The sequence below is a fragment of the Azoarcus sp. CIB genome, assembly GCF_001190925.1.
Taxonomy (GTDB): domain Bacteria; phylum Pseudomonadota; class Gammaproteobacteria; order Burkholderiales; family Rhodocyclaceae; genus Aromatoleum.
Map to the genome: position 1 here is coordinate 917,671 of NZ_CP011072.1, position 21,298 is coordinate 938,968.

At 69.2% G+C, this 21,298-nt stretch carries 19 protein-coding genes; 17 read left to right on the forward strand and 2 right to left on the reverse strand.

The window, feature by feature from the left end; translation table 11 throughout:
- Positions 1–24: 24 nt before the first annotated feature.
- Both AzCIB_RS04035 and AzCIB_RS04040 read right to left on the reverse strand, forming a co-directional pair.
- A complete protein-coding gene (locus tag AzCIB_RS04035; RefSeq protein WP_050414705.1) occupies positions 25–567 on the reverse strand; it encodes a DUF3617 domain-containing protein in 543 nt (180 codons plus the stop codon).
- Positions 568–679: 112 nt separating this feature from the next.
- Positions 680–2,077, reverse strand: coding sequence for an undecaprenyl-phosphate glucose phosphotransferase (locus tag AzCIB_RS04040; RefSeq protein ID WP_232299353.1), 1,398 nt, complete (start codon positions 2,075–2,077; stop codon positions 680–682).
- Positions 2,078–2,505: 428 nt separating this feature from the next.
- On the opposite strand from AzCIB_RS04040, the gene epsL reads away from it, so the two are divergent.
- The 17 genes from epsL (at position 2,506) to AzCIB_RS04125 (ending at position 21,281) form a co-directional block, all read left to right on the forward strand.
- The gene (gene epsL, locus AzCIB_RS04045; protein ID WP_083446867.1) at positions 2,506–3,705 is read left to right on the forward strand and encodes an XrtB/PEP-CTERM-associated polysaccharide biosynthesis outer membrane protein EpsL; all 1,200 of its coding nucleotides are present in this window, start codon (positions 2,506–2,508) and stop codon (positions 3,703–3,705) included.
- Positions 3,706–4,026: 321 nt separating this feature from the next.
- Complete coding sequence (locus AzCIB_RS04050) at positions 4,027–4,497, forward strand: hypothetical protein (protein WP_157058417.1); 471 nt, start codon at positions 4,027–4,029, stop codon at positions 4,495–4,497.
- Between the two features lie 93 nt (positions 4,498–4,590).
- Positions 4,591–5,487 carry an EpsD family peptidyl-prolyl cis-trans isomerase gene (locus tag AzCIB_RS04055; RefSeq protein WP_050414707.1) on the forward strand — a complete coding sequence of 299 codons (897 nt, stop codon included), beginning with the start codon at positions 4,591–4,593 and terminating at the stop codon, positions 5,485–5,487.
- Positions 5,488–5,503: 16 nt separating this feature from the next.
- Entirely contained in the window at positions 5,504–6,355 is an 852-nt protein-coding gene (gene epsE / locus AzCIB_RS04060; protein WP_050414708.1) for a polysaccharide export protein EpsE, read from the forward strand.
- Between the two features lie 13 nt (positions 6,356–6,368).
- The gene (gene epsF / locus AzCIB_RS04065; protein WP_050414709.1) at positions 6,369–7,766 is read left to right on the forward strand and encodes a chain length determinant protein EpsF; all 1,398 of its coding nucleotides are present in this window, start codon (positions 6,369–6,371) and stop codon (positions 7,764–7,766) included.
- 4 nt (positions 7,767–7,770) lie between these two features.
- Positions 7,771–8,640, forward strand: coding sequence for a chain length determinant protein tyrosine kinase EpsG (gene epsG, locus AzCIB_RS04070; protein WP_050414711.1), 870 nt, complete (start codon positions 7,771–7,773; stop codon positions 8,638–8,640).
- Between the two features lie 3 nt (positions 8,641–8,643).
- Positions 8,644–9,606 (forward strand): glycosyltransferase family 2 protein, encoded by a 963-nt coding sequence (locus tag AzCIB_RS04075; protein WP_050414712.1) that lies wholly within the window; start codon positions 8,644–8,646, stop codon positions 9,604–9,606.
- 1 nt (position 9,607) lies between these two features.
- The gene (locus AzCIB_RS04080) at positions 9,608–11,011 is read left to right on the forward strand and encodes an O-antigen ligase family protein (RefSeq protein ID WP_050414713.1); all 1,404 of its coding nucleotides are present in this window, start codon (positions 9,608–9,610) and stop codon (positions 11,009–11,011) included.
- Complete coding sequence (locus AzCIB_RS04085) at positions 11,008–12,435, forward strand: Atrophin-1 multi-domain protein (protein WP_083446868.1); 1,428 nt, start codon at positions 11,008–11,010, stop codon at positions 12,433–12,435. Before AzCIB_RS04080 ends, AzCIB_RS04085 begins: the two co-directional genes overlap by 4 nt.
- Positions 12,432–13,064: a serine O-acetyltransferase gene (locus tag AzCIB_RS04090; RefSeq protein ID WP_050414714.1), complete on the forward strand. Its 633-nt coding sequence runs from the start codon at positions 12,432–12,434 to the stop codon at positions 13,062–13,064. Before AzCIB_RS04085 ends, AzCIB_RS04090 begins: the two co-directional genes overlap by 4 nt.
- On the forward strand, positions 13,061–14,266 hold the full coding sequence (locus tag AzCIB_RS04095; RefSeq protein ID WP_050414715.1) for a glycosyltransferase: 1,206 nt from the start codon (positions 13,061–13,063) through the stop codon (positions 14,264–14,266). Before AzCIB_RS04090 ends, AzCIB_RS04095 begins: the two co-directional genes overlap by 4 nt.
- Complete coding sequence (locus tag AzCIB_RS04100; protein WP_050414716.1) at positions 14,263–15,447, forward strand: glycosyltransferase family 2 protein; 1,185 nt, start codon at positions 14,263–14,265, stop codon at positions 15,445–15,447. Before AzCIB_RS04095 ends, AzCIB_RS04100 begins: the two co-directional genes overlap by 4 nt.
- The gene (locus AzCIB_RS04105) at positions 15,444–16,193 is read left to right on the forward strand and encodes a WecB/TagA/CpsF family glycosyltransferase (RefSeq protein WP_050414717.1); all 750 of its coding nucleotides are present in this window, start codon (positions 15,444–15,446) and stop codon (positions 16,191–16,193) included. The genes AzCIB_RS04100 and AzCIB_RS04105 overlap by 4 nt, the downstream gene beginning before the upstream one ends.
- Positions 16,190–17,263, forward strand: coding sequence for an SGNH/GDSL hydrolase family protein (locus AzCIB_RS04110; RefSeq protein WP_157058418.1), 1,074 nt, complete (start codon positions 16,190–16,192; stop codon positions 17,261–17,263). Before AzCIB_RS04105 ends, AzCIB_RS04110 begins: the two co-directional genes overlap by 4 nt.
- 6 nt (positions 17,264–17,269) lie before the next feature.
- Complete coding sequence (locus tag AzCIB_RS04115; RefSeq protein ID WP_050414719.1) at positions 17,270–18,694, forward strand: MBOAT family O-acyltransferase; 1,425 nt, start codon at positions 17,270–17,272, stop codon at positions 18,692–18,694.
- Positions 18,695–18,737: 43 nt separating this feature from the next.
- A complete protein-coding gene (locus tag AzCIB_RS04120; protein ID WP_050414721.1) occupies positions 18,738–19,775 on the forward strand; it encodes a glycosyltransferase in 1,038 nt (345 codons plus the stop codon).
- On the forward strand, positions 19,776–21,281 hold the full coding sequence (locus AzCIB_RS04125; RefSeq protein ID WP_050414722.1) for a lipopolysaccharide biosynthesis protein: 1,506 nt from the start codon (positions 19,776–19,778) through the stop codon (positions 21,279–21,281). It begins immediately after the preceding gene.
- Positions 21,282–21,298 lie beyond the last annotated feature (17 nt).

A 21,298-nucleotide genomic window follows, 5' to 3' on the forward strand; every position in this document is an offset into this window, starting at 1 on the left:
CCGCGGCGCTCGCGAAGTGGTGCGCTAGCCTTCGCGCCGCGCGCCGCAGTCGGCGCCGAGCCAGCGCGCGTCCGTATCCATCTGCATGTCCCCGCGCTGGGAATTCATGTGCACCCGCGTCGTGAAGCGTTCGGGCGTCTGCACGTTTGCCTCGAAGTTGCCCGTGGCGGTGGGTTGTGTGCAGGTGAGATGGCCGCGCACGGTGCTGCCGGATTTCACGACCTTGTCGAGCGTGCAGTTGCCTTCGGTCTTGCCCGAAAAGATGGTGTCGGATTTCGCCTGTTCGGGCGTGATGCAGCTACGCACGGTGCCGTCGTTGCCGAGGCTGGCGCCGCGTGCGGCCATCTGCTGCTCGACCATGCGCCGCATGTCGGGGGGAAGGCTGCGGAGGTACTGCTGGGCCTGGGCCATCTGCGCGGACATGTCGGGTAGGCCGGCGATGTTGAGCCGGGTCGAACGGAATTCCCACAGGCCGGGGCGGATGTCCGTCGGCTGTGCGGCGCCGGCAAGGCCGGTCGCGGCCAGGCCGGCGGTGAGGAGGAGGGCGCGGTAGCGGGCAGGGATCATGATCGGGCTTCGTGAAACAGCAGTTTGACGGCGCGCGGCGCGCTTGGTTTCACGCACGTCCTCGCGGGCAGGTCGCGCGCCGGCGCCAGGCGCCGCATTTGCCGACCTCGCTTCAATACGCGTTGGGGTCGCGCACGACCATCAGCGCGGTCCTGACGATGATCCAGAGGTCGAGGCCGAGCGACCAGTTGCGCAGGTAGTCGAGATCGTACTCGATGCGCTTCTGCATCTTGTCGAGCGTTTCGGTTTCGCCGCGGTAGCCGTTGACCTGTGCCCAGCCGGTGATGCCCGGCTTGACCTTGTGGCGGATCATGTAGCCCTTGATGAGCTTGCGGTAGGCCTCGTTGTGCGCGACGGCGTGCGGTCGCGGGCCGACGATGCTCATGCGTCCCTGCAGCACGTTGACGAACTGCGGCAGCTCGTCGAGCGAGGTGCGGCGGATGAAGGCGCCGAAGGGGGTGATGCGGCTGTCGTTGCGGGTGGCCTGGCGCACGCTGGCGCCGTCGTCGCAGACGGTCATCGAGCGGAACTTGTAGACGAGGATCTCCCGGCCGTCGAGGCCGTAGCGGCGCTGCTTGAAGACGACGGGGCCGGGGGAGGAGAGCTTCACGCCGAGGGCGACGGCCAGCAGCAGGGGGCTCAGCAGCAGCAGGATGAGCAAGGCGAGCACGAAGTCGGAGCCGCGCTTGACGATGTTGTTGAGGCCGGTGAAGGGCGTCTCGCACACGGCGACGACCGCCATGCCGCCGACGTTGTCGACGCGCCCCTGGATCAGGTCGGTGACGAAGATGTCGGGCACGAAGTAGATCGATGCGGTGGTGTCCTTGAGGTCGTCGAGCAGGGCGAGGATGCGCGGTTGCGGGGCCATCGGCAGCGCCAGGTAGATCGCCTCGACCCGGCGGCGCTTGACGAACTCTGCGAGCCCGGCGAGCGGTCCGAGCAGCGGTGCGCCATCGGTGTCGGGCAGCCGCACGCGCGGGCGGTCGTCGAAGAAGCCGACCACGCGGGTGCCGAGGTAGGGGTGCTCGCGAAACTCGCGCGCGAGTTTCAGGCCGATGTCGTTGACGCCGGCAACGACGGCGATGCGCTGGTTGTCGCCGATCGCCATCCATTTCGGCAGGGCTTGCCGCGCGGCCGCATGGACCGCGACGAGTGCGACCGGGGTGGCGCAGAACCAGGTCACGAGCATCGCGTACGGAAAGTAGTGCAGGTAGCCGCTGGCGTAGCCGAACGCCCCCGCGGCGGCGGTGAACAGCAGCCAGTTGGTTGCGACCTTGCGCACCATGGTCCGCGTGCTTTCATGTAATCCGATATTGCCGGGAAACGTCAGCGCGAAGGCGAGTGCGCCCAGGATCATATAGGGCGGACTCAGCAGGCGTTCGCCGTGCCATGCGGCGCAGGCGTATAGAAGTGCGACGACGGTGACCGGATCGATGAATGCCTCGATTGCGCCGCTCAACGTGAAGCTGCCGCGCAGCAGGCTGCCTTGTCTATCCAGAGCTGCAAGCATGATGTCGGGAATTGAGTTTTGTGCGCTGCATGATTCCGTCCGTTTGCGGCGAATTTGACGCGAGGACGGTGCCGAGAGCGATTGTCAGAATCGTTCTTGGCATCTTACGGGAGAGGCTCCGACGTGGATGCGCTTTTGTAAGTAAAAATATTCGCGCAAATGTTGTTGAGCGTGTGGCGGAAGAATTCGCGAAATTGATGCCGGGTTGCAGGTGCGGATTGAAAAATCATAAAAAACTACGCAAAAACAGAAGGATGTTGTGTTTATCCATGATTTCGAAATGGGTTTTAGGTCGATGACTTTGTCGTTTGGCCAGCTCTTGAATATCGCAATCAACGACTTAGAACACTTTTTAATGTGCTTACAAGCTTTATTTTTATCCGATCTATTTCGACTATTCTTGCGCCGAAGAAAATGGCACGGCAGGCATGAGATATTTCAGTTCGATTACGTGTGCGATTACCGTTGCATCGGCTTTCCTGTACGAAGGAGCGCATGCCGATGAAGGGGATGCACTCAATTTCGGTATCAGTCAGTCGATTCGGTACGAGAGCAATCTCTATCGGATCGATGACGATGAGCGCGCGCCCGAAAACAAGGCGCACGACACGGTGAGCGAAACCGGAATTGGCCTGAAGTTCGACCGGCGCTACGGGCGTCAGCGCTTGCTGGCGGATGTGAACCTCGTCAGCGCGCGCTACGCGGTGCATGACGAACTCGATTACGACCGGCCGGATGCCCGGCTGGGCTGGGAATGGCAACTGGGTAACCGCTGGAGCGGAGAGTTGGGCCACCTGTATCGCGAGTCGCTGACGGGCTTCGACGAGGCGGGCGGTACCGAACGCAATCTGAATGCTTATGCCCGCACGCATGCCAGCGCCGACTACTGGTGGCATCCCCGCTGGGCCGTCGGTGCCGGGTTTGCGCATGCGCGGAGCCGGTTCGACAGCAGCGATGCCGATGCGGCCGAGTTCGATGCCGATACGGTGGACCTGAATCTCACCTACCGGCCGCCCACCGGCAACCATGCGCGGCTGACGCTGCGCGACACCGACGGGCAGTACCCGAACCGGCCGGCCGTGGCGGGCTCGATTCGCGATTACCGGCAGCAGGAGCTGCGGCTCAGCGGAGAGTGGCAACTCTCAGGCGCGACGCGGGTTTCGGGCTTCATCGGGCAAACCCGGCTCGAATACCGGCGGGCGCCGGAACGTGATTTCCGGGGGACGATCGGACGCGTCGGAATCGTCTGGGATGCGACCGCGAAGACGTCGGTGGATCTGAGCGTGAGGCGCGAGATCGGTGCCCAGCAGGACCTTGCGGCCAACTATGCGGTGACCGACGCGGTGCGGCTGGCGCCGAAGTGGAATGTCACGGACAAGATGAGTCTCGGTGCGGGACTGGAGTGGCGCCGCCGCGACTACCGCGGCGACCCGCAACTGGCGGGAGCGGGCGCGACGCGCGAGAAGCCGGAGGACAGGAGTTACCGCTATGGCCTGCATGCGGAGTACCGGCCGATGCGTGCGCTGAGCGTCGCGTTCAGCGTGCAGCGCCAGGTGCGGGATGGTTCGCGCAGCCTGAGTGCCTATTCGGCCGATACCGCCGATCTGTCGATGCGCTTCCGCTTTTAGCGCGGCAATTGCTATGAATCGCGATGCCCTGTTCGGGGGTGCGAACGCACCGCGCCGGCATTCGACTGCACTCGATTGGTGCCGGATGAGCGGATGTCGTGCGGCAAATGAAAGGATTCATTTCGTGATCGTTGCAAATATATTGAGAAATGAAAACGAGTTTTTCCTTTATTGACTACGGTTTTTTACGTGGTTATGGTGCAAAGCAATAAATCGAATAATCCGGCCCGCTAGCGTAAGAAAATGATTGGAAATTGAATAAGGGTCGGAATGATGCAGGCGCGCATGAGGCGCTTGCATCCCAATAGAGAGGTAATGCCCATGTCCATCATCGACAGAAGAATGGTCGTTGTTTCGGCGTTTCTGTTTGCCGTCGCTCCTGCAGCCTTGGCCAATACCGTGACCCTGTCGGGTGACGGCGTGACGATCCGCTACGAGGACCGGGCCGCAGAATTGACCGGTGCGCCGTCCTTGATCGCGACCGGGATGATGACTTCGCTTGCCAGCGTCGCCGGTGCGCGTGTCGATGCGCCTGCGCCAGTGGCCGGGCTGGAAGCCGCGTCCGGCGTGGCGCCGCAGGCCGGGGCGGCGGCCGTTTCGGCCGTCGGGCGCGAGGCTGCGCCGCGTTCCTTTGCCGAAGGCGTGGCTTTGCGTTTTTCCCTTGGTGCTGCGGACGAGGGGGAGGGCGGAGTCGATTCGCTGCTCCTGGCGGGGTTCGCGCTTTTTGCCCTGATTGCGCGTCAGCGGCTTGCGGCGATGCTGCGTGTCCGCAATTCGCCGTTATTCCAGTAATTGCGGTGCGCGCAATTGCGCGGCGCTTGGTGCCGGGCAATTGCCGACATCAATTGGATGTTTCCGGGTTCATTCCATTTTTCGGGTAGGTCGATGTCTTCGGCTGCACGCTGCGCATTTCCTGTTGTCTTCATCGCGGTCTTTCTCCTCAATGCCTGCAGCAAGGGCGAGGCGGAAGGCAAGCCGGCGTTCGGGGTGATTGCCAAAGTGAATGAGCAGGAGATTCAGGCAAACGAGCTGAATTCGGTTGCGGCCCGCGTCGCGACGCAGGGCGCGGCCGACGAGGGAACGCTCGAGCGCCTGATCGACCAGGAGCTGATGGTGCAGCAGGCGCGCGAGCGCAGGCTCGATCGCGATCCGCGCGTGCTGCAGTCGTTCGAGGCGGCGCAGCGGGAGATCCTCGCGCGCGCCTACCTCGAGCAGGTGACGGAGCAGATTCCGCCGCCGGGCGATGCCGAGATCTCGGCCTTCTATGCCGCCAATCCGGAGCTGTTCGCGCGCCGCCGGATCTACAGCCTGCAGGAGTTGGAGATCCGCATGCCGGCGGAGCGTTTTGGCGAGCTGGAACGCCTGAGCACGAAGGCGGCGAGCGTGCACGAGGTGAAGGATTGGCTCGCGCGCGAGCAGATCGAGTTCCGCCTCGCGACCGCGGTGAAGCCCGCCGAGCAGTTGCCGCTCGAGAGCCTGAAGGGCTTTGCACGCATGAAGGACGGGCAGATGGTGGTGAGCCGGACCGGGAGCGGTGCGCTGCTGATCCATCTCGTCACGTCGCGCGAACAGCCGATGGATGAGGCCGCCGCGCGCCCGATGATCAAACGCTATCTGGTGAATGAACGCAAGACCGCGCTGGCGAAGGCGGAAGTCGAGCGTCTGCGCGGCGGCGCACGCATCGAGTATGCGCCTGCGGCGTCGTCCGCGACCGCTGCGGCACCGGCGGAGGCTTCGCAGGCGGACGCCGCGGAGGTGCCGCTTGCGCCCGTATCCCAATGATCGAGGAAGAGCACCCATGCCGTTGTCGAAACTGTTCCGAGTCCTGTCCCATCTGCCACTGCTGACGTGTCTGGCGTGCGCGCCGGCGTGGGCGGCCCCGCTGGGGGCGGTGGCGGTGGCCGCGCCGGTCGAGGAGAACGCGCGCGAGTACGTGCTGGGGCCGGGCGACATCGTCCGTATCAGCGTCTTCCAGAACCCCGACCTCACGACCGAGGGGCGGGTGTCGGAGACCGGCGCGCTGACCTTCCCGCTGATCGGCAGCGTGCCGCTGGGCGGGCGCACGGTGTCGGCTGCCGAAGCGCTGGTCGCGGAGCGCCTGCGGGCGGGCGGTTTCGTGCTGCAGCCGCAGGTAACCGTGCTGCCGGTGCAGATCCGCGGCAATCAGGTCGCGGTGCTGGGGCACGTTAATAAGCCGGGACGCTATCCGCTCGACACCTTCAACGTGCGCGTGACGGACATGCTCGCGAACGCCGGCGGGATCGCCGCGGGCGGCGACGACGTGCTGGTGCTGGTCGGTGTACGCGACGGCCAGCGCATCCGGCGAGAGCTCGATCTGCCGGCGCTGTTCCAGCGTGGCGATGCCGATGCGGACGTGATGCTCTCCCCCGGCGACGTGATCTACGTGCGGCGCGCGGACGTGTTCTACATCTACGGCGAGGTGCAGAAGCCGGGCGCCTTCCGCCTCGAACGCAACATGACGGTGATGCAGGCGCTCGCGACCGGCGGCGGGCCGACGCTGCGCGGCACGGTTCGCGGGCTGCGCATCCATCGCCGCGCCCCCGACGGCAATCTCGCGGTGATCGAGCCCGCGCTGGAAGACCGCCTGCGGCCGGACGACATCATCTACGTGAAGGAAAGCCTGTTCTGAGGCGGGGTCGATCATGAATCTGGGGCAATTCCTGCGCGTCCTGCGTGCGCGCTTCGGGCTGGTGTGCGCGGTGGTGTTCGTCGTGATGGCGGCGGCGTTCGCGGTGAGCATCGTGCTGCCGCAGAAGTATTCGGCCGAGACCATGCTGGTCGTCGACGCGAAATCGGCCGACCCGATGGCGGGCGGGATGATGCCGTCGCAGCTGATTGCCGGCCACATCGCGACCCAGGTCGACATCATCGGCTCGGAGCGCGTGGCGCTGCGCGTCGTGGAGCTCGCGGGGCTCGATCGCCTGCCGCAGTTCCAGGAACAGTGGCAGGCGGCGACCGAGGGTACCGGGGACCTCCGCGCCTGGATCGGAGCGGTGCTGCGTTCGGGCCTGGAGGTGAAGCCGGCGCGCGAGAGCAACGTGATCCGCATCCGCTACACGGCCTCGCAGCCCGAGTTCGCGGCGATGATCGCCAACACCTTCGCGAAGGCCTACATGGAGACGGCCCTGGAGCTGCGGGTGGAGCCGGCACGCCAGTATGCGCATTGGTTCGACGAGCGTACGCAGGGCCTGCGCGAGGAGCTGGAGGCGGCGCAGAAGCGCCTGTCGGACTATCAGCAGAAGCACGGCATCGTCACTGCGGACGGCCGTCTGGACGTCGAGACCGCGCGGCTCGCGGAGCTGTCGAGCCAGCTCGTGCAGGTGCAGGGGCAGCGGGCCGAGAGCCGGTCGCGCCACAGCCAGGCGGGGTCGGCCGAATCGCTGCCGGAGGTCACGCAGAACCCGCTGATCGCGAACCTGAAGGCCGATCTCGCCCGGCGCGAGGCCGAGCGCGAGCAGATGCTCGGCCGGCTGGGGCCGAACCATCCCGAGGTCGGCAAGCTCGCCGCGGTGATCGATTCGCTGCGCCAGCGTGTCGGCGCCGAGACGCAGCGCATCGCCGCGTCGCTGGGTACCTCGAGCCGCATGAGCGCGGCGCGCGAGGCGGAGGTGGCGGCGGCGGTGCAGGCGCAGAAGGCGCGCGTGCTGCAGCTGCAGGCGCATCGCGACCAGATCGCGGTGCTGCAGCGTGATGTCGAGGGCGCGCAGAAGGCCTACGACCAGGTGGCGCAGCGCCTTGCGGCGACCAGCCTGGAGAGCCAGGCACAGCAGATCAACGTGGCGGTGCTGACGCCCGCGGCGACGCCGATGTGGCCGTCCGGTCCGCGCCTGCTGATCAAGCTGGCGCTGGCGCTGGTTGTCGGCGTCGTGCTGGGAGTGGGCAGCGCGCTGCTGATCGAACTGATCGACCGGCGCGTGCGTGGCGAGGATGACCTCGCAGGGCTGCCGGGTGTGCCGGTGCTCGGCAGCGTGCCGGGCAGCCGGCGGGGCGACCGGGCTAGCCGGGCGCGAGTGTCGAGTCGAACTGCTGGAGCTTATTGATCCCATGAACGCACCCCTGAGCAGCGCCCTCGATCCCAAGGGCGAGCATTCGATCGGCGCGATCCTGATGGCAGCCGGACGCCTGCGCGCCGACGAGAATGAACGCATCGCGCGCCTGCAGCGCGACAAGGGCCTGCGCTTTGGCGAGGCCGCGGTGGAGCTGGGCCTCGCGAGCGAGCGCGACATCCGCTACGCGATGGCGCGGCAGTTCGACTACCCCTGCCTGCAGCCGGGCGACAGTAAGGTGTCGAGCAGCGTGGTCGCCGCGTTCAGTCCGTTCTCGGCGCAGGTCGAGGCGCTGCGCGCGCTGCGCAGCCAGCTGATGCTGCGCTGGTTCGACCCGTCCGCGGGGCGCAGGCTGCTGGCGGTGGTCAGCGCCGAGCGCGGCGCCGGACGCTCGTGGATGGCGGCGAACCTGGGCGTGGTGTTCTCGCAGCTGGGGCTGCGCACGCTGCTGATCGATACCGACCTGCGCCGGCCGTCGCTGCATACCCTGTTCGGCATCGACAGCCGCAGCGGACTCTCCGCGCTGCTCCTCGGCCGCCCCGCGCCGGACGCGATCCGGCCGGTGCCCGGTCTGCGCTCGCTCGCACTGCTGCCCGCGGGGGTGGTGCCGCCGAACCCGCAGGAATTGCTGTCGCGCCCGGTGCTGGCGCAGTTGCTGCAGCAGTACGCGACGGCCTTTGACATCGTCATCCTGGATACCGCTGCGGGCGACCGCTGCGCCGACGGCGTGATGGTGGCGGCGCGCGCGCGCGCGGCGTTGATGGTCGCCCGGCGCAACGTGAGCCGCATGGCGGCAGTGCGCCGCTATGCGGAGCGCCTGCGCGAGTCCGGCGTGGGCCTGGCCGGTGCCGTGATGAATGGGGACTGAGACATGAGCCGCCTGACCGACGACCCCGAGATCGCCGCCGCGCAGCAGGTGTTGCGCCGCGTGCCTGCGCCGCTCGTGAGCGTGGTGATTCCGTCCTACAACCGCGGGCACGCGATTGGTGCGTGCATCGCCAGCGTGCTGGCGCAGACGCTGGAGGATTTCGAGATCGTCGTCGTGGACGACGCCTCGACCGACGACACGCGCGAGCGCGTCGCGGCGATCGGCGATCCGCGGGTGCGCTACGTCGCGCATGAGCACAACCGCGGCGGGGCTGCGGCGCGCAACACCGGCGTGCGGGTCGCGACCGGCGACTTCATCGCCTTCCTCGACAGCGACGACAGCTGGGCGCCGCGCAAGCTCGAGCGGCAGATCGCGCTGCTGGGCGAGCGCGGGCCGGAGTACGGCCTCGCGTACACCTGGTTCATCGGCCGCGACCGCGACGGCCACGAGGTGTCGCGCTCGGACCGCAGCCTCGACGGCAGCGTCGCCGATGCGCTGCTGGTCGCGAACCACGTCGGCACCTTCTCCAGCATCGTCGTGCGGCGCGACGTGTTCGAACGCGTGGGCGGTCTCGACGAAGGCCTCAGGAGCTGCCAGGACTGGGATCTGTCGATCCGCCTGAGCCGCGTGACGAAGTTCTGCTGCGTCGAGGACTACCTGGTCTCGTACTTCCACAATGGTGCCGACAAGCATCGCATCTCGTCGAATCCTGCGTCCCTGATCCAGGGGCACCGGCGCATGCTGGAGAAGTTTTCCGACGAGTATGCGCGCCTGCCGCGCGAGCAGGCCGCGCAGGCGCTGAGGGGCTTCCTCGACGTGTTCGCGGGCGCCGGGTCGTTCGAGGACGTGCTGCGGCTCGGCCGTCGCATCGTTGCGACGACGCCCCGTCCGGGCAGCGCGCTGCTGTGCGGCGTGGCGCTCGCGCGGGCGGCCAAGCGGCGCATGACGGGGCGCTTCGGGTACTGACGTGGGCTACGCGGTGCAATCGCCCCCTCCTGCCGTGCTGACCGGCGGCGCGCTGCTCGTCGCGCTGGCGGTCGGGCTGGCGCTGCCGCTGTACGCGGAGGCGATGTCCGGGAGCGTCGTGCGGCTGCTGGCGCTGCCGGCACTGCTGGTGCTCGCGATCGTCTTCCTGTACGACCGGCTGATGCTGCTCGCGCTGGTGCTGCTGCTGCGCGCGGCGGGCGACCTGGTGTTCGAGAACACGCGCGTCGCGGTGGGCGGCCTCGCGATCGGCTTCGGCGGGCTGGTGAATGCCTTCGTGATCCTGATCGCCGTGCTGCTGGTCGCGGCGCGGCCGGAGCGCTTTCCGCGCCGGATGGGCGCGCCCTGGGCAGGCTTCCTGATCGCGGCACTGGTCGGCGTGGGCATGGCGCCGAACGCCGGCGACGCGGTGCGGAGCTACCTCGGCCTGCTGTCCTACTTCGCGGTCTTCGTCAGCGCGTTCCACTTCGTGAAGGGCGAGGGCGATTTCAAGGTGTGCGTGAAGCTGGTGCTGCTGTCGTCGCTGCTGCCGGCCGCGTACGGGTTCGCGGAGCTGGCGCTGCACGGGCTGGCTGGCGGCCTGCAGGCCTTCCGCCTGAAGAGCACCTTCAGCCATCCGAACATCTTCGCGTTCTACCTGACGCTGGTGCTGCTGCTGGCGCTGTACGCGCTGAAGAGCCCGGCGGTCGTGCTGACGCCGCTGCGCCGCGCGCTGCTGACGGCCTACGTGCCGGTGCTGCTGGGCCTGCTGCTGCTCACGCAGACGCGCAGCGCGTGGGTCGCCTGCTTCGCGATCTTCGCGCTGTATGCGCTGATGTTCGAGCGGCGCTACCTCGTCTATCTGCTGCTCGCGCCGGCGCTTGCGCTGCTGGTGCCGGGGGTGCACGAGCGCGTCCTCGATCTGGGCAGCGGCAACGAGATCGTGCAGTACGCGAAGCTCAATTCCTTCGCGTGGCGCCTGCAGATCTGGGAGTACGGCCTGCGCTGGATCGGCCCCGGGAACCTGCCGCTCGGCTATGGGCTGGGCGCGTTCAAGCATTTCGCGCCGGTCTTCTTCCCGTACTCGGGCGGGGTGAATTTCGGCGCGCACAACATCTACGTGCAGATCCTGTTCGAACTCGGCGTGCTCGGCCTCGCGGCCTTCGCGTGGCTGTTCGCACGCCTGTTCGCGACGCTGCGGCGCATGGCCGCGGTCGACCGCCTCGGCGCCTTCGTCGCGATTGCGCTGGTCGTCGAGTACCTGATCATTTCCGCATCGGACAACGTCCTCGCCTATCTCGCCTTCAACTGGTACGTGTGGTTCGTGCTCGGCGCCGCCTGCGCCGTTGCGCTGAGCCGGACGGCGACGGCAAGCGCGGCGACGCAGACGGAAGGAGACACAGCATGACAAATATCATCCGGCGCCCCCCGGGCGCGCGCGTTGCATCGTTCGCGGCCTGCGGGCTGGCGCTGGCACTCGCCGGCGGCGGCGTCGCGGCGCAGAACGGGACGGTGTGGGGTAGCTATGAGACGCCGTTCGCGGCCACTTCGCCGTGGAACAGCCGCCCCGTGAACCCGAAGTTCAGTGATTTCGTGATTCCCAAGTCGGACTACTACCCGTCGATCGCCGAAGGGGCTTGGTCGACCGGCGTGTTCGTCGCGGGCAGCGAGGATCCGCCGGTGACCGTGGTCGGGCCGCCGAACAGCAAGGGCGTGTGGGACCCCGATGCGGGCGTCCATCGCACGGTGGCGATCCCGCGTTGGCCCGCGGACGTGATACCGGCCAGCGCTGCGGATGGGCACGCGGACATCGTCGATCCGGTCGCCGGTGTCATCCATTCCTTTTACAAGCTGCGCCAGTCGGCGGGGCAGTGGATGGCTGCGCAGTACGCGTGGACGCGCCTCGACGGGCGCGGCTGGGGCGATCCGGCGCACTACTTCCAGGGCGCGCGGGCGGCCGCGGTGCCGACCTCGGGCGGTCTGATGCGCAAGCACGAGATCGACGACGGGCGGCCGCTGTACCGCCATGCGCTGGCGATGTCGCTGACCTACAACGCGTTGTCGGCGAATCCGGCCTATGTCTTCCCGGCCACGTCGGCCGACCGTGACGCGGCGACGACCAATACCGGCAAGATCCCCGAAGGCGCGCTGGTGATGCTGCCGCCCGAGTTCAACGTCGGCAGCATCCAGACGCCGGCCGTGCGCAAGGTGGCCGAGACGCTGAAGACCTATGGCGCCTACGTCGTCGACCGCAACCGCGGCACGCCCTACGTCATCTACGTCGAGAACGGGTCGGGCTTCAACCTGCATCGCGGCGGCTGGAACACCGTGGCGGCGGCGGATCTCGAACGCATCCGCCAGGGGCTGCGGCAGGTGGTCGCGGTCGACGGCTGGGTCGATGGCGACGATCGGCCCGTCGAGGCGGAGCGCAATCTCAACCTGCTGTCGATGCGCGGGCCGTGGACGCGGACGAGCGGCACGGTATCGGGCAGCTTCGAGACCTGGGCGCAGGCGGTCGTGTTCCCGCCGAGCGCGAGCGCGACGGTGATGGTGAACAGCAGCGGCCGCAGCCTGCACCCGGTCGCATGGGCGGTGCCGGTCGCCGGCCAGGGCTATCGCCTGCGCGCGATCGCGACCGGCGGTGCGCGCCTGCGCCTGCAGCTGCGCGACAAGGCGAGCGGCGCGACGGTGTTCGACAGCAAGGAACTGAACAACGACGAGGTCGCCGACTTCGTCTGGCCGGGCGGGACAGTGACGCCGGTGGTGACGGTGACCAGCGGCATCGGCAGCGGCTCGACGGTGCGCGCCGAACTGCTGAGGACGGGCGGATGAGCGCGTCGTCGCATAGCCCTGGGGGCGACGCGTTGCGTGCGCCGCGCGATACCGATTGGGCTGCGGACCTGCGCCGCTGCGGCCTGCGCCGCCCCTTCCTGAAGGAGCAATCGATCTGGGCCGTCGCCGTGTATCGCTTCGGCCGCCGCGTCGATGCACGTCCGGACGGTGTTGCGAAGCGGCTGCTGACGGCGGGCTACTGGCTTGCCTTCCGCGTCGTCGAAACCGTGGTCGGCATCAGCCTGCCGAAGGCCGCGCGGATCGGCGGCGGGCTGCGCATCTGGCACTTCGGCGGCGTGTTCGTGCATCCCGGCGCCGTGATCGGGCGCAACTGCACGCTGCGCCAGGGCGTGACGATCGGCAACCGCCACGAGGGTGGCCCGGCGCCGGTGATCGGCGACGACGTCGAGTTCGGCGCCTACGCGCAGGTGCTGGGGGGTGTGCGCATCGGCCGGGGCTGCCGCATCGGCGCGCTGTCGGTGGTGCTGTGCGACGTGCCCGACGGCGCGACCGCGGTGGGGGCGCCGGCGCGCATCGTCGGCGGAGGTGGCGCCGCGGCGCGGCGAGCGATGGAAGAGGAGAGGCAAGTGGTGGAAGTCGACAATCTCGTCGCGGAGGGCGGACGTTGAGGATCGCCTACCTGATCAACCAGTACCCGAAGGTGAGCCACAGCTTCATCCGGCGCGAGATCCTCGCGCTGGAGCGGCAGGGCTTCGACGTGCTGCGCATCGCCGTGCGCGGCTGGGATGCGGAGCTCGTGGATGCCGAGGACCGCGCCGAGCAGGCGCGCACGACCTACCTGCTGCGGGACGGCATGGGGGCGCTGGCGAAGGCGGTCGTGCAGGTCGCGCTGCACCGCCCCGGCCGCTTTCTCGCGGCACTGCGGCTCGCGCTGCGCATGGGACGCCGCGCCGACCGGCCGTGGCCCTACCACCTCGTCTATCTCGCCGAGGCCTGCCGCGCCTTGCCGGCCCTGCGCGAATTCGGCGCGCGCCACGTGCATGCCCATTTCGGCACCAACCCGGCCGAGGTCGCGATGCTGATCGAGGCGCTCGCGGGCGTGCCCTACAGCTTCACGGTGCATGGGCCGGACGAGTTCGACAAGCCCGGCTTTCTCGGCACCGGCGAGAAGATCCGCCGCTCCGCCTTCGTCGTCGCGATCAGCTCCTTCGGCCGCAGCCAGCTCTTCCGCTGGGCGGCGCACCGCGACTGGGAGCGCGTGAAGATCGTGCATTGCGGGCTGGAGCCGGCCTTCCATTGCGTGCCGGCGACGCCGGTGCCGGCCGCGCCGCGCCTGGTGTGCGTCGGCCGCCTGTGCGAGCAGAAGGGCCAACTGCTGCTGGTCGAGGCGCTCGCGCGGCTGGCGGCGCAGAACATCGACTTCGAGATGGTGTTCGCGGGCGACGGCGAGCTGCGTGGCGAGATCGAACGCCTCGTTGCCCGGCACGGCCTGCAGGGACGGATCCGGATCACCGGCTGGATCAGCAGCGAGCAGGTGCGCGACGAGATCCTCGCCGCGCGCGCGCTGGTGCTGCCGAGCTTCGCCGAAGGCCTGCCGGTCGTCATCATGGAAGCGCTCGCGCTGCGCCGGCCGGTGGCCACGACCTATGTTGCGGGCATCCCCGAACTGGTGCGCCCGCAGGAAAACGGCTGGCTCTTTCCGGCCGGGTCGGTCGAGGCGCTCGCCACCGTGCTGGAAACCGTGCTGGCGGCGCCGGCCGCGGAGCTCGAACGTATGGGCGAGGCGGGGCGCCGGCGCGTGCTCGAGCGCCACGATGTGGACCGCGAGGCGGCGAAGCTCGCGGACTACTTCCACGAGGCTTGCGCATGAGCATCGTGTCCGCGCTCCTCGCCATCGTCCCCGCGCTGCTCCTCGTGCCGGTGGTCCTGCTGTTCGTGCAGATCCTCGTCGCACTGCCGCCGCGCCGGCGCCGGCCGGTTCCGGCGGCGCCGCGTCCGCGCGCCGCGGTGCTGGTCCCGGCGCATGACGAGGCGCTCGGGATCGCCGCGACGGTGCGCGCCATCCGCGCCCAGCTCACCGACGGCGACCGCGTCGTGGTCGTCGCGGACAACTGCAGCGACGACACCGCAATCCTTGCGCGCGCGGCCGGTGCCGAAGTGATCGTGCGCAACGACCCGCAACGCCGCGGCAAGGGCTACGCGCTCGACTTCGGCATGCGTTACCTGGAGGCGGCGCCGCCGCAGGTGGTCGCGATCGTCGATGCCGACTGTCGCCTCGCCGAAGGCGCGCTGGACCGCCTCGCGCGCAGCTGTGGTGCGAGCGGGCGACCGGTGCAGGCGCTGTACCTGATGTATGCGCCGCCCGGCTCCGGTCTCAAGGCGCGCATCGCCGAATTCGCCTGGGCGGTGAAGAACCGTCTGCGCCCGCTCGGGTATGCGCGGCTGGGCCTGCCGTGCCAGTTGATGGGTTCGGGGATGGTGTTCCCGTGGGCAACGCTGTGCGCCGCCGAGCTCGCGAGCGGCCACATCGTCGAGGACCTCAAGCTGGGGCTGGATCTGACCGCGGCCGGGCAGGCCCCGCTGTTCTGCCCCGACGCGCTGGTGGGCAGCGAGTTCCCGCGCTCGACCGAAGGCGCGCGCACGCAGCGCACGCGCTGGGAGCACGGCCACCTCGCGACGATCGTCGGCGCCGCGCCGCGCCTGCTGCGCGCGGCTTTCACCCGCCGCAATCTACGTCTCGCGGCGCTCGTGCTGGACCTGTGCGTGCCGCCGCTCGCGCTGCTGACGCTCGCCGTCGTGGCGGTGTTCGCGGTCACCGGCGCGCTGTTCGCGGCCTCCGGGGCGGTCCTGCCCTTCGCGCTGGCCGCGCTCGCGTGCGCGCTGCTTGCGACGTCCGTGCTGCTGGCGTGGGCCGCCTGCGGCCGCGACAGCGTCTCCTTCGCCGATCTCGTCCGCGCGCCCCTGTACGCGCTGTCGAAGATCCCGCTCTACCTGCGCTTCCTCGTCCGCCGCCAGGTCGACTGGGTGCGCTCCCGCAGGGATGCCTCATGACTCCGCCAACCGTATTGCAAGCGCGCTGGACCCAGGTCCTGCGCCATCTCCTGACCATTCCCTCCGAAGACGACGCGGCGCGGCTCGTCGAAGAACTGGCCGCCGGGCGACAGCCGCGCATGCTCGCCTTCGTCAATGCCCACGCGATGAATTCCGCCGTCGGCGACTTCGAGTTCTACAAGGCGCTGTGCGATGCCGACGTGCTGCTGCGCGACGGCTCGGGCATGGCGACGCTGTTCCGCATGCTGGGCGGCGATCCCGGGCTCAACATGAACGGCACCGATTTCATCCCGCTGCTGCTCGAAGCGTATCGCGGCCGGCGGGTGGCGCTGTGGGGGACCTCGGAGACCTGGCTTGCCGCGGCCGCCGCACGCTGCGCCGCGGACTTCGGCGTCGAGGTCGTCTCGTGCGAGAACGGCTTCCATTCGTCCGCGCACTACTGCGAGGCGGTGCGGCGCACGCGGCCCGAGCTGATCGTGCTCGGCATGGGCATGCCCAAGCAGGAAACGGTCGCCCGCCTCGTGCGCGCGACCGCCGCGGGCGCACCGCTGATCGTGTGTGGTGGCGCGGTCATCGACTTCCTCGGCGGCAAGGTCGAGCGCGCGCCGCGCTGGATGCGGCGTGTGGGCATGGAGTGGGCCTACCGCTTCGCGCGCGAGCCGCGCCGCCTGTTCCATCGCTACATCATCGGCAACCCGCTGTTCATGCTGCGGGCGTGGCGCTGCCGCGCGGCCTGGGCACGATGAATCGCGCATCCGGACCCGGCCGGCGCGTCGCGGCGATCGTCCTGTCGGCGGCGCTGCTCTTCGTCGCCGTCGAAACCGCGCTGCAGGTCCGCTCGCATCTGCGCTTCGGCCAGAGCGTGTTCAACGCCCTGCGCGGCGAGACGCGCTACGTCGACGACGCGCGCACCGGGCTCAAGCTCCTGCGCCCGAACCGGGTGTTCCCCGGCAGGGAAGTCGAGATCCGCAGCAACAGCCTCGGCCTGCGCAGTCCGGAGCTTGCGCCGCAGCGCACGCCGGGCAGCCTGCGCGTCGCCGTCGTCGGCGCATCGACGGTAATGGGCGAGCTCACCCGCAGCAATGACGCGACCTTCCCGGCCCTGCTCGGCGAGCGCCTGCGTGCGCGCTACCCGCAGCGCGACATCGAGGTCGTGAACGCCGGCATCTCCGGCTACCGCCTCGCCGACCAGCTGCGCATGCTGGAAAAGGTCGTGCTGCCGCTGACGCCCGACCTCGTTATCGTCTATCCCGGCTTCAACGACTTCGCCGACTACTGCCGCGACAAGGCCCCCGCATCGGCCACGCTGCGCCAGGGCCTGCCGCTCGTGAGCCTGCCCGGTTGGCTGCTCAGCGTCGACGCTGTGCGGCGCCACACCGCGTTCCTGCGCGCCGCCGCGCCGGGCAGGCAGGCCGTGCTCGACCCCGCCGCGGTCGACCTGCAGCCCTATCGCGCGCGGCTCGAGCGCCTCATCGCGAAGGCGCGTGACGCCGGCGTGCCGCTCGTGCTCGCGACCAACGCGCGCGCCTACCGCCCCGAGCAGCCGCTCGAGGAGCAGATGCGGCTGTCGGCGCAGGCGCGCTACTTCAATCCGTGCTTCGATCTGGCGGGACTCAACGCGCTCTACGACCGCCACAACGGCGAGATCCTCGAGGTCGGACGGCGCCTGGGTGTCCCGGTGTTGCCGCTGCACGAACGCATTCCCGGCGGCCGCGAGTACTTCGCCGACGCCAGCCATTTCACGCTTGCCGGCGAGCGGCTCGCGGCCGACGCGATCTTCGCCTTCCTCGTGCGCCGCGGCCTTCCCGGCGCCTGATCCGCGATGTCCTTCCAGTCCCTGCATTTCCTGCTGTTCCTGTGTGTCGTGTTCGCGCTGAACCGGTACTTCCTGCACCGCCTCGACGCGCGCAAGAACCTGCTGCTCGCCGCCAGCTACTACTTCTACATGTGCTGGGACTGGCGCTACGCCGGCCTGCTGCTCCTGATGAGCGCGGTGAATTTCGTCGCCGGGCGGCGGATCGAGGCGAGCGGGCGCACGCGCGACCGCAAGCTGTGGCTCGCCTTCGCGCTCGCGGCATCGCTCGGCGTGCTGGCCTGCTTCAAGTACGCGAACTTCTTCATCGACGGCGCCGCGCACCTCCTCGCGTCCTTCGGCTTCGAAGCGGAGCTCCCGGTGCTGCAACTCCTGCTGCCGGTGGGCATCTCCTTCTTCACCTTCCAGAGCCTGTCCTACACGCTCGACATCTTCCGCGGCCGCGAGCGCGCGAGCGCCAGCTTCCGCGACTTCGCGCTCTTCGTCGCCTTCTTCCCGACCGTGCTGTCCGGGCCGATCACGCGTGCGCGCCAGTTCCTGCCGCAACTCGAGCAGCCGCTGCCGGACAGCCGCGAGCGCGTGGAGGAGGGGCTGGTGCTGATCCTGCGCGGCTTCGTGAAGAAGATGGCCTTCGCCGACGTGGTCGCGGTGCATCTGGTGAATCCCGCCTTCGCGTCGCCGGCCGACTACTCGCCGCTCTTCCTGATCGTCGCGGTGTATGCCTTCACCTTCCAGCTCTACATGGATCTCTCCGGCTACACCGACATCGCGCGCGGCGTCGCCAAGCTCCTCGGCTTCGAGCTGCCGACGAACTTCGACCGCCCCTACCGCGCGCTCAGCGTATCGAACTTCTGGCAGCGCTGGCACACCTCGATGTCGGGCTTCTTCCGCGACTATCTGTACTTCGGCATCGGCGGCTCCAAGCGCGGCAACGTGTATGTGAACCTCTATATCACCTTCGTCGCGATCGGCTGCTGGCACGGCGCGGGGTGGAACTTCGTGCTGTACGGCCTGATCCACGGCAGCTGCGTGTGCTTCGAGCGCTGGCGCCGCGGCCGGCGCGAGGCGCGTGGCCTGCCCGCCGAGCCGCAGGGCGCGCTGCCCCGTCTCCTCGCGCTGCTGCTGACCTTCCAGATCATCGCCCTGTCGCGCATCCTGTTCCGCGCGCCCGACCTCGACAGCGCCGCCGCCTACGTCGCGGCGATGCTGCAGCCGGTGGTTGCCACCCCCGCGGCGCCGTTCACCGCCGTCGGACTCACGACGCTGTTCGTCGCGGTGCTGCTGCACTACCTGCCGCCGCGCCTCTTCGAGCACGCCGCCCGCGGCTACCTGCGCGCGCCGGTCGTGCTGCAGGGCGGGGCGCTCGCGGGGCTTGCGCTGGCACTGCTGGCCTTCTCCTCCGGAGGGGCCTCGTTCATCTATTTCCAGTTCTGAGCCCGCCGCAAGCGGGCCCAGTCGATACCTACCGGAGACCCTCATGGCAGCCAGCCTCGCCATCGAAAACCGGCAAGCGCCGATCCGCGTCCTGCAGTCGCTGCGACAGCAGGCCGACGACAACCCCTACGTGAAGCAGGTCGTCGCGGCCGTGTCGCCCCATGTCGACGTTGCCTTCTTCTCCTGGCGTACGGCGCTGTTCGGCCGCTACGACGTGTTCCACGTACACTGGCCCGAATTCCTGCTGCGCGCGCCGGACCGCAGCCGGCCGCTGCAATACGCGCTCTTCCTCGCGCTGCTCGTGCGCACGGCCCTGGCGCGCCGCCCGGTGGTGCGCACCCTGCACAACCTCGAACCGCACGAGGGCGCGAACCGCTTCGAGCGCTTCCTGCTGGAACGCCTCGACCGACACACGCGGGTGTGGATCCGCCTCAACGCCGTGACCGCCGACCGCGCGCCGCACACCGTGACGATCCTGCACGGCCACTATCGCGACTGGTTCGCCCACCTGACCGTGCCCGATCCGGTGCCGGGCCGCCTGTTGTACTTCGGCCTGATCCGCCCCTACAAGGGCGTCGAAACCCTCATCGACAGCTTCCTGCGTCTCGACCCCGCGCTCGCCCCGGATGCCGAACTGCGCATCGTCGGGCACGCCTCCACCGAAGGTCTGCGCCGCCGCATCATCGACGCCTGCAACACCGACGCGCGCATCGGCGCGCTGCTGAGCTACGTCGACGATGCGACGCTCGCGACCGAGATCGGCCAGGCCGAGCTCGTCGTGCTGCCCTTCCGCCGCATGCTCAACTCGGGCTCGCTGCTGCTCGCGCTGTCGCTCAACCGCCCGGTGCTCGTCCCGCGCAACGAGGCCAACGAGGCGCTGGCCGAGGAGGTCGGCCCGGGCTGGGTGTACATGTACGACGGCGACCTCGACCGCGACGTGCTGCTCGGCGCACTGTGGCACGTGCGCAACGCCCCGCGCGCGCCCATGCCGGACTTCTCGCGCCGCGAATGGAGCGAGGCCGGCGACCGCCATTACCGCGCCTACATCGCCGCGCTGCGTGGCGAGCCGGTCGGGGACTGAATGCGCACCGGCAACGTCTCCGCCGCGACGCCCGCATCGGCCGCTATCACCCCGCGCCTGGGCCGGCTCGCGGCACGCGGCGCGCTGCTCACGATGGGCGGGCAGGCGTGCAAGATCCTGCTCCAGTTCGGCGGCATCGTCGTGCTCGCGCGCCTGCTGTCGCCGGGCGACTATGGCCTGCTCGCGATGGTCACGGCAATCGTCGGCATCGGCGAGGTGCTGCGCGACTTCGGGCTGTCGTCGGCCGCCGTGCAGGCCCGCAGCGTCTCGCCCCAGCAGCGCAGCAACCTCTTCTGGATCAACAGCGCGATCGGCCTGCTGCTCGCGCTCACCGTGTTCGTAGCGGCGCCCGCGATCGCGGCTTTCTACGCGCAGCCCGCGCTGCAGCCGATCGCGCAGGCGCTCGCCCCGAGCTTCCTCCTCAACGGCCTCGCGACCCAGTTCCGCGCCCAGCTCAACCGCGACATGCGCTTCGGCCGCTTGGCCGCCGCCGACGTCGGCGGCCAGGCGCTGGGCCTTGCCGCCGGGGTCACGCTCGCGCTGCGCGGCCACGGCCACTGGGCGCTCGTCGCCCAGCAGCTCGCCCAGGCGCTCGGCACGCTGCTGCTCCTCGCCGCGACCAGCGGCTGGCGTCCCGGCCTGCCGCGTCGCGGCGCGGAGATGGGAGGCTTCCTGCGTTACGGCGGCAACCTCATGAGCACCCAGCTCGTCGTCTACCTCAGCCGCAACGTCGATGCGCTGATCATCGGCCAGCGCTTCGGCGCCGAGCTGTTGGGCCTGTACAACCGCGCCAGCCAGCTGCTGATGCTGCCGCTCAACCAGATCAACGCGCCGGCGACCTCGATCGCGCTGCCGGTGCTGTCCCGCCTCCACGACGACAGCGAGCGCTATGACCGCTTCCTGCTGCACGGGCAGGCGGTGATGCTGCATGTCACGCTGGCGATCTTCGCCTTCGCCGGCGCGCAGGCCGAGCCGCTGATGGTGCTCGTGCTGGGGGAGCAGTGGGCCCCGGCCGTGCCGCTGTTCCAGATCCTCGCCGTGGGCGGCGCCTTCCAGGTCGCCGCGCAGGCGAGCTACTGGGTCTTCCTGTCGAAGGGCCTCACCGCCTCGAACCTGCGCTTCACGCTCGTCTCCCGCGTGCTGCTGATCGCCGGCATCGTCTTCGGCGCGCAGTGGGGCGCGCAGTGGGGCGCGCAGGGCGTGGCGACGGCCTATGCATTCGGCGTCGCGCTCGGGTGGCTCGGCGGGCTCTTCTGGCTGCGCGCCTCCGGGGCGCCGGTCGGTGCGATGGGCCGCAACGCGCTAGGCGTGATGCTCGCCTACGGCCTGTGCGGCCTCGCCTCGGCCGCCGCTGCGCAGGAGTGGGCGAGCTCGCTCGTCGGCCGGCTTGCATTCGGCACGACGGCGATGATCGCCGCCTTCCTGCTGCTCGTCGCACTCTGGCCGGCCTTCCGCCGCAGCGTCATGGACATCCTGCGCAGCCGCAACCTGCTGCGCGCGCGCTGAACCCCGCGCAATGCATG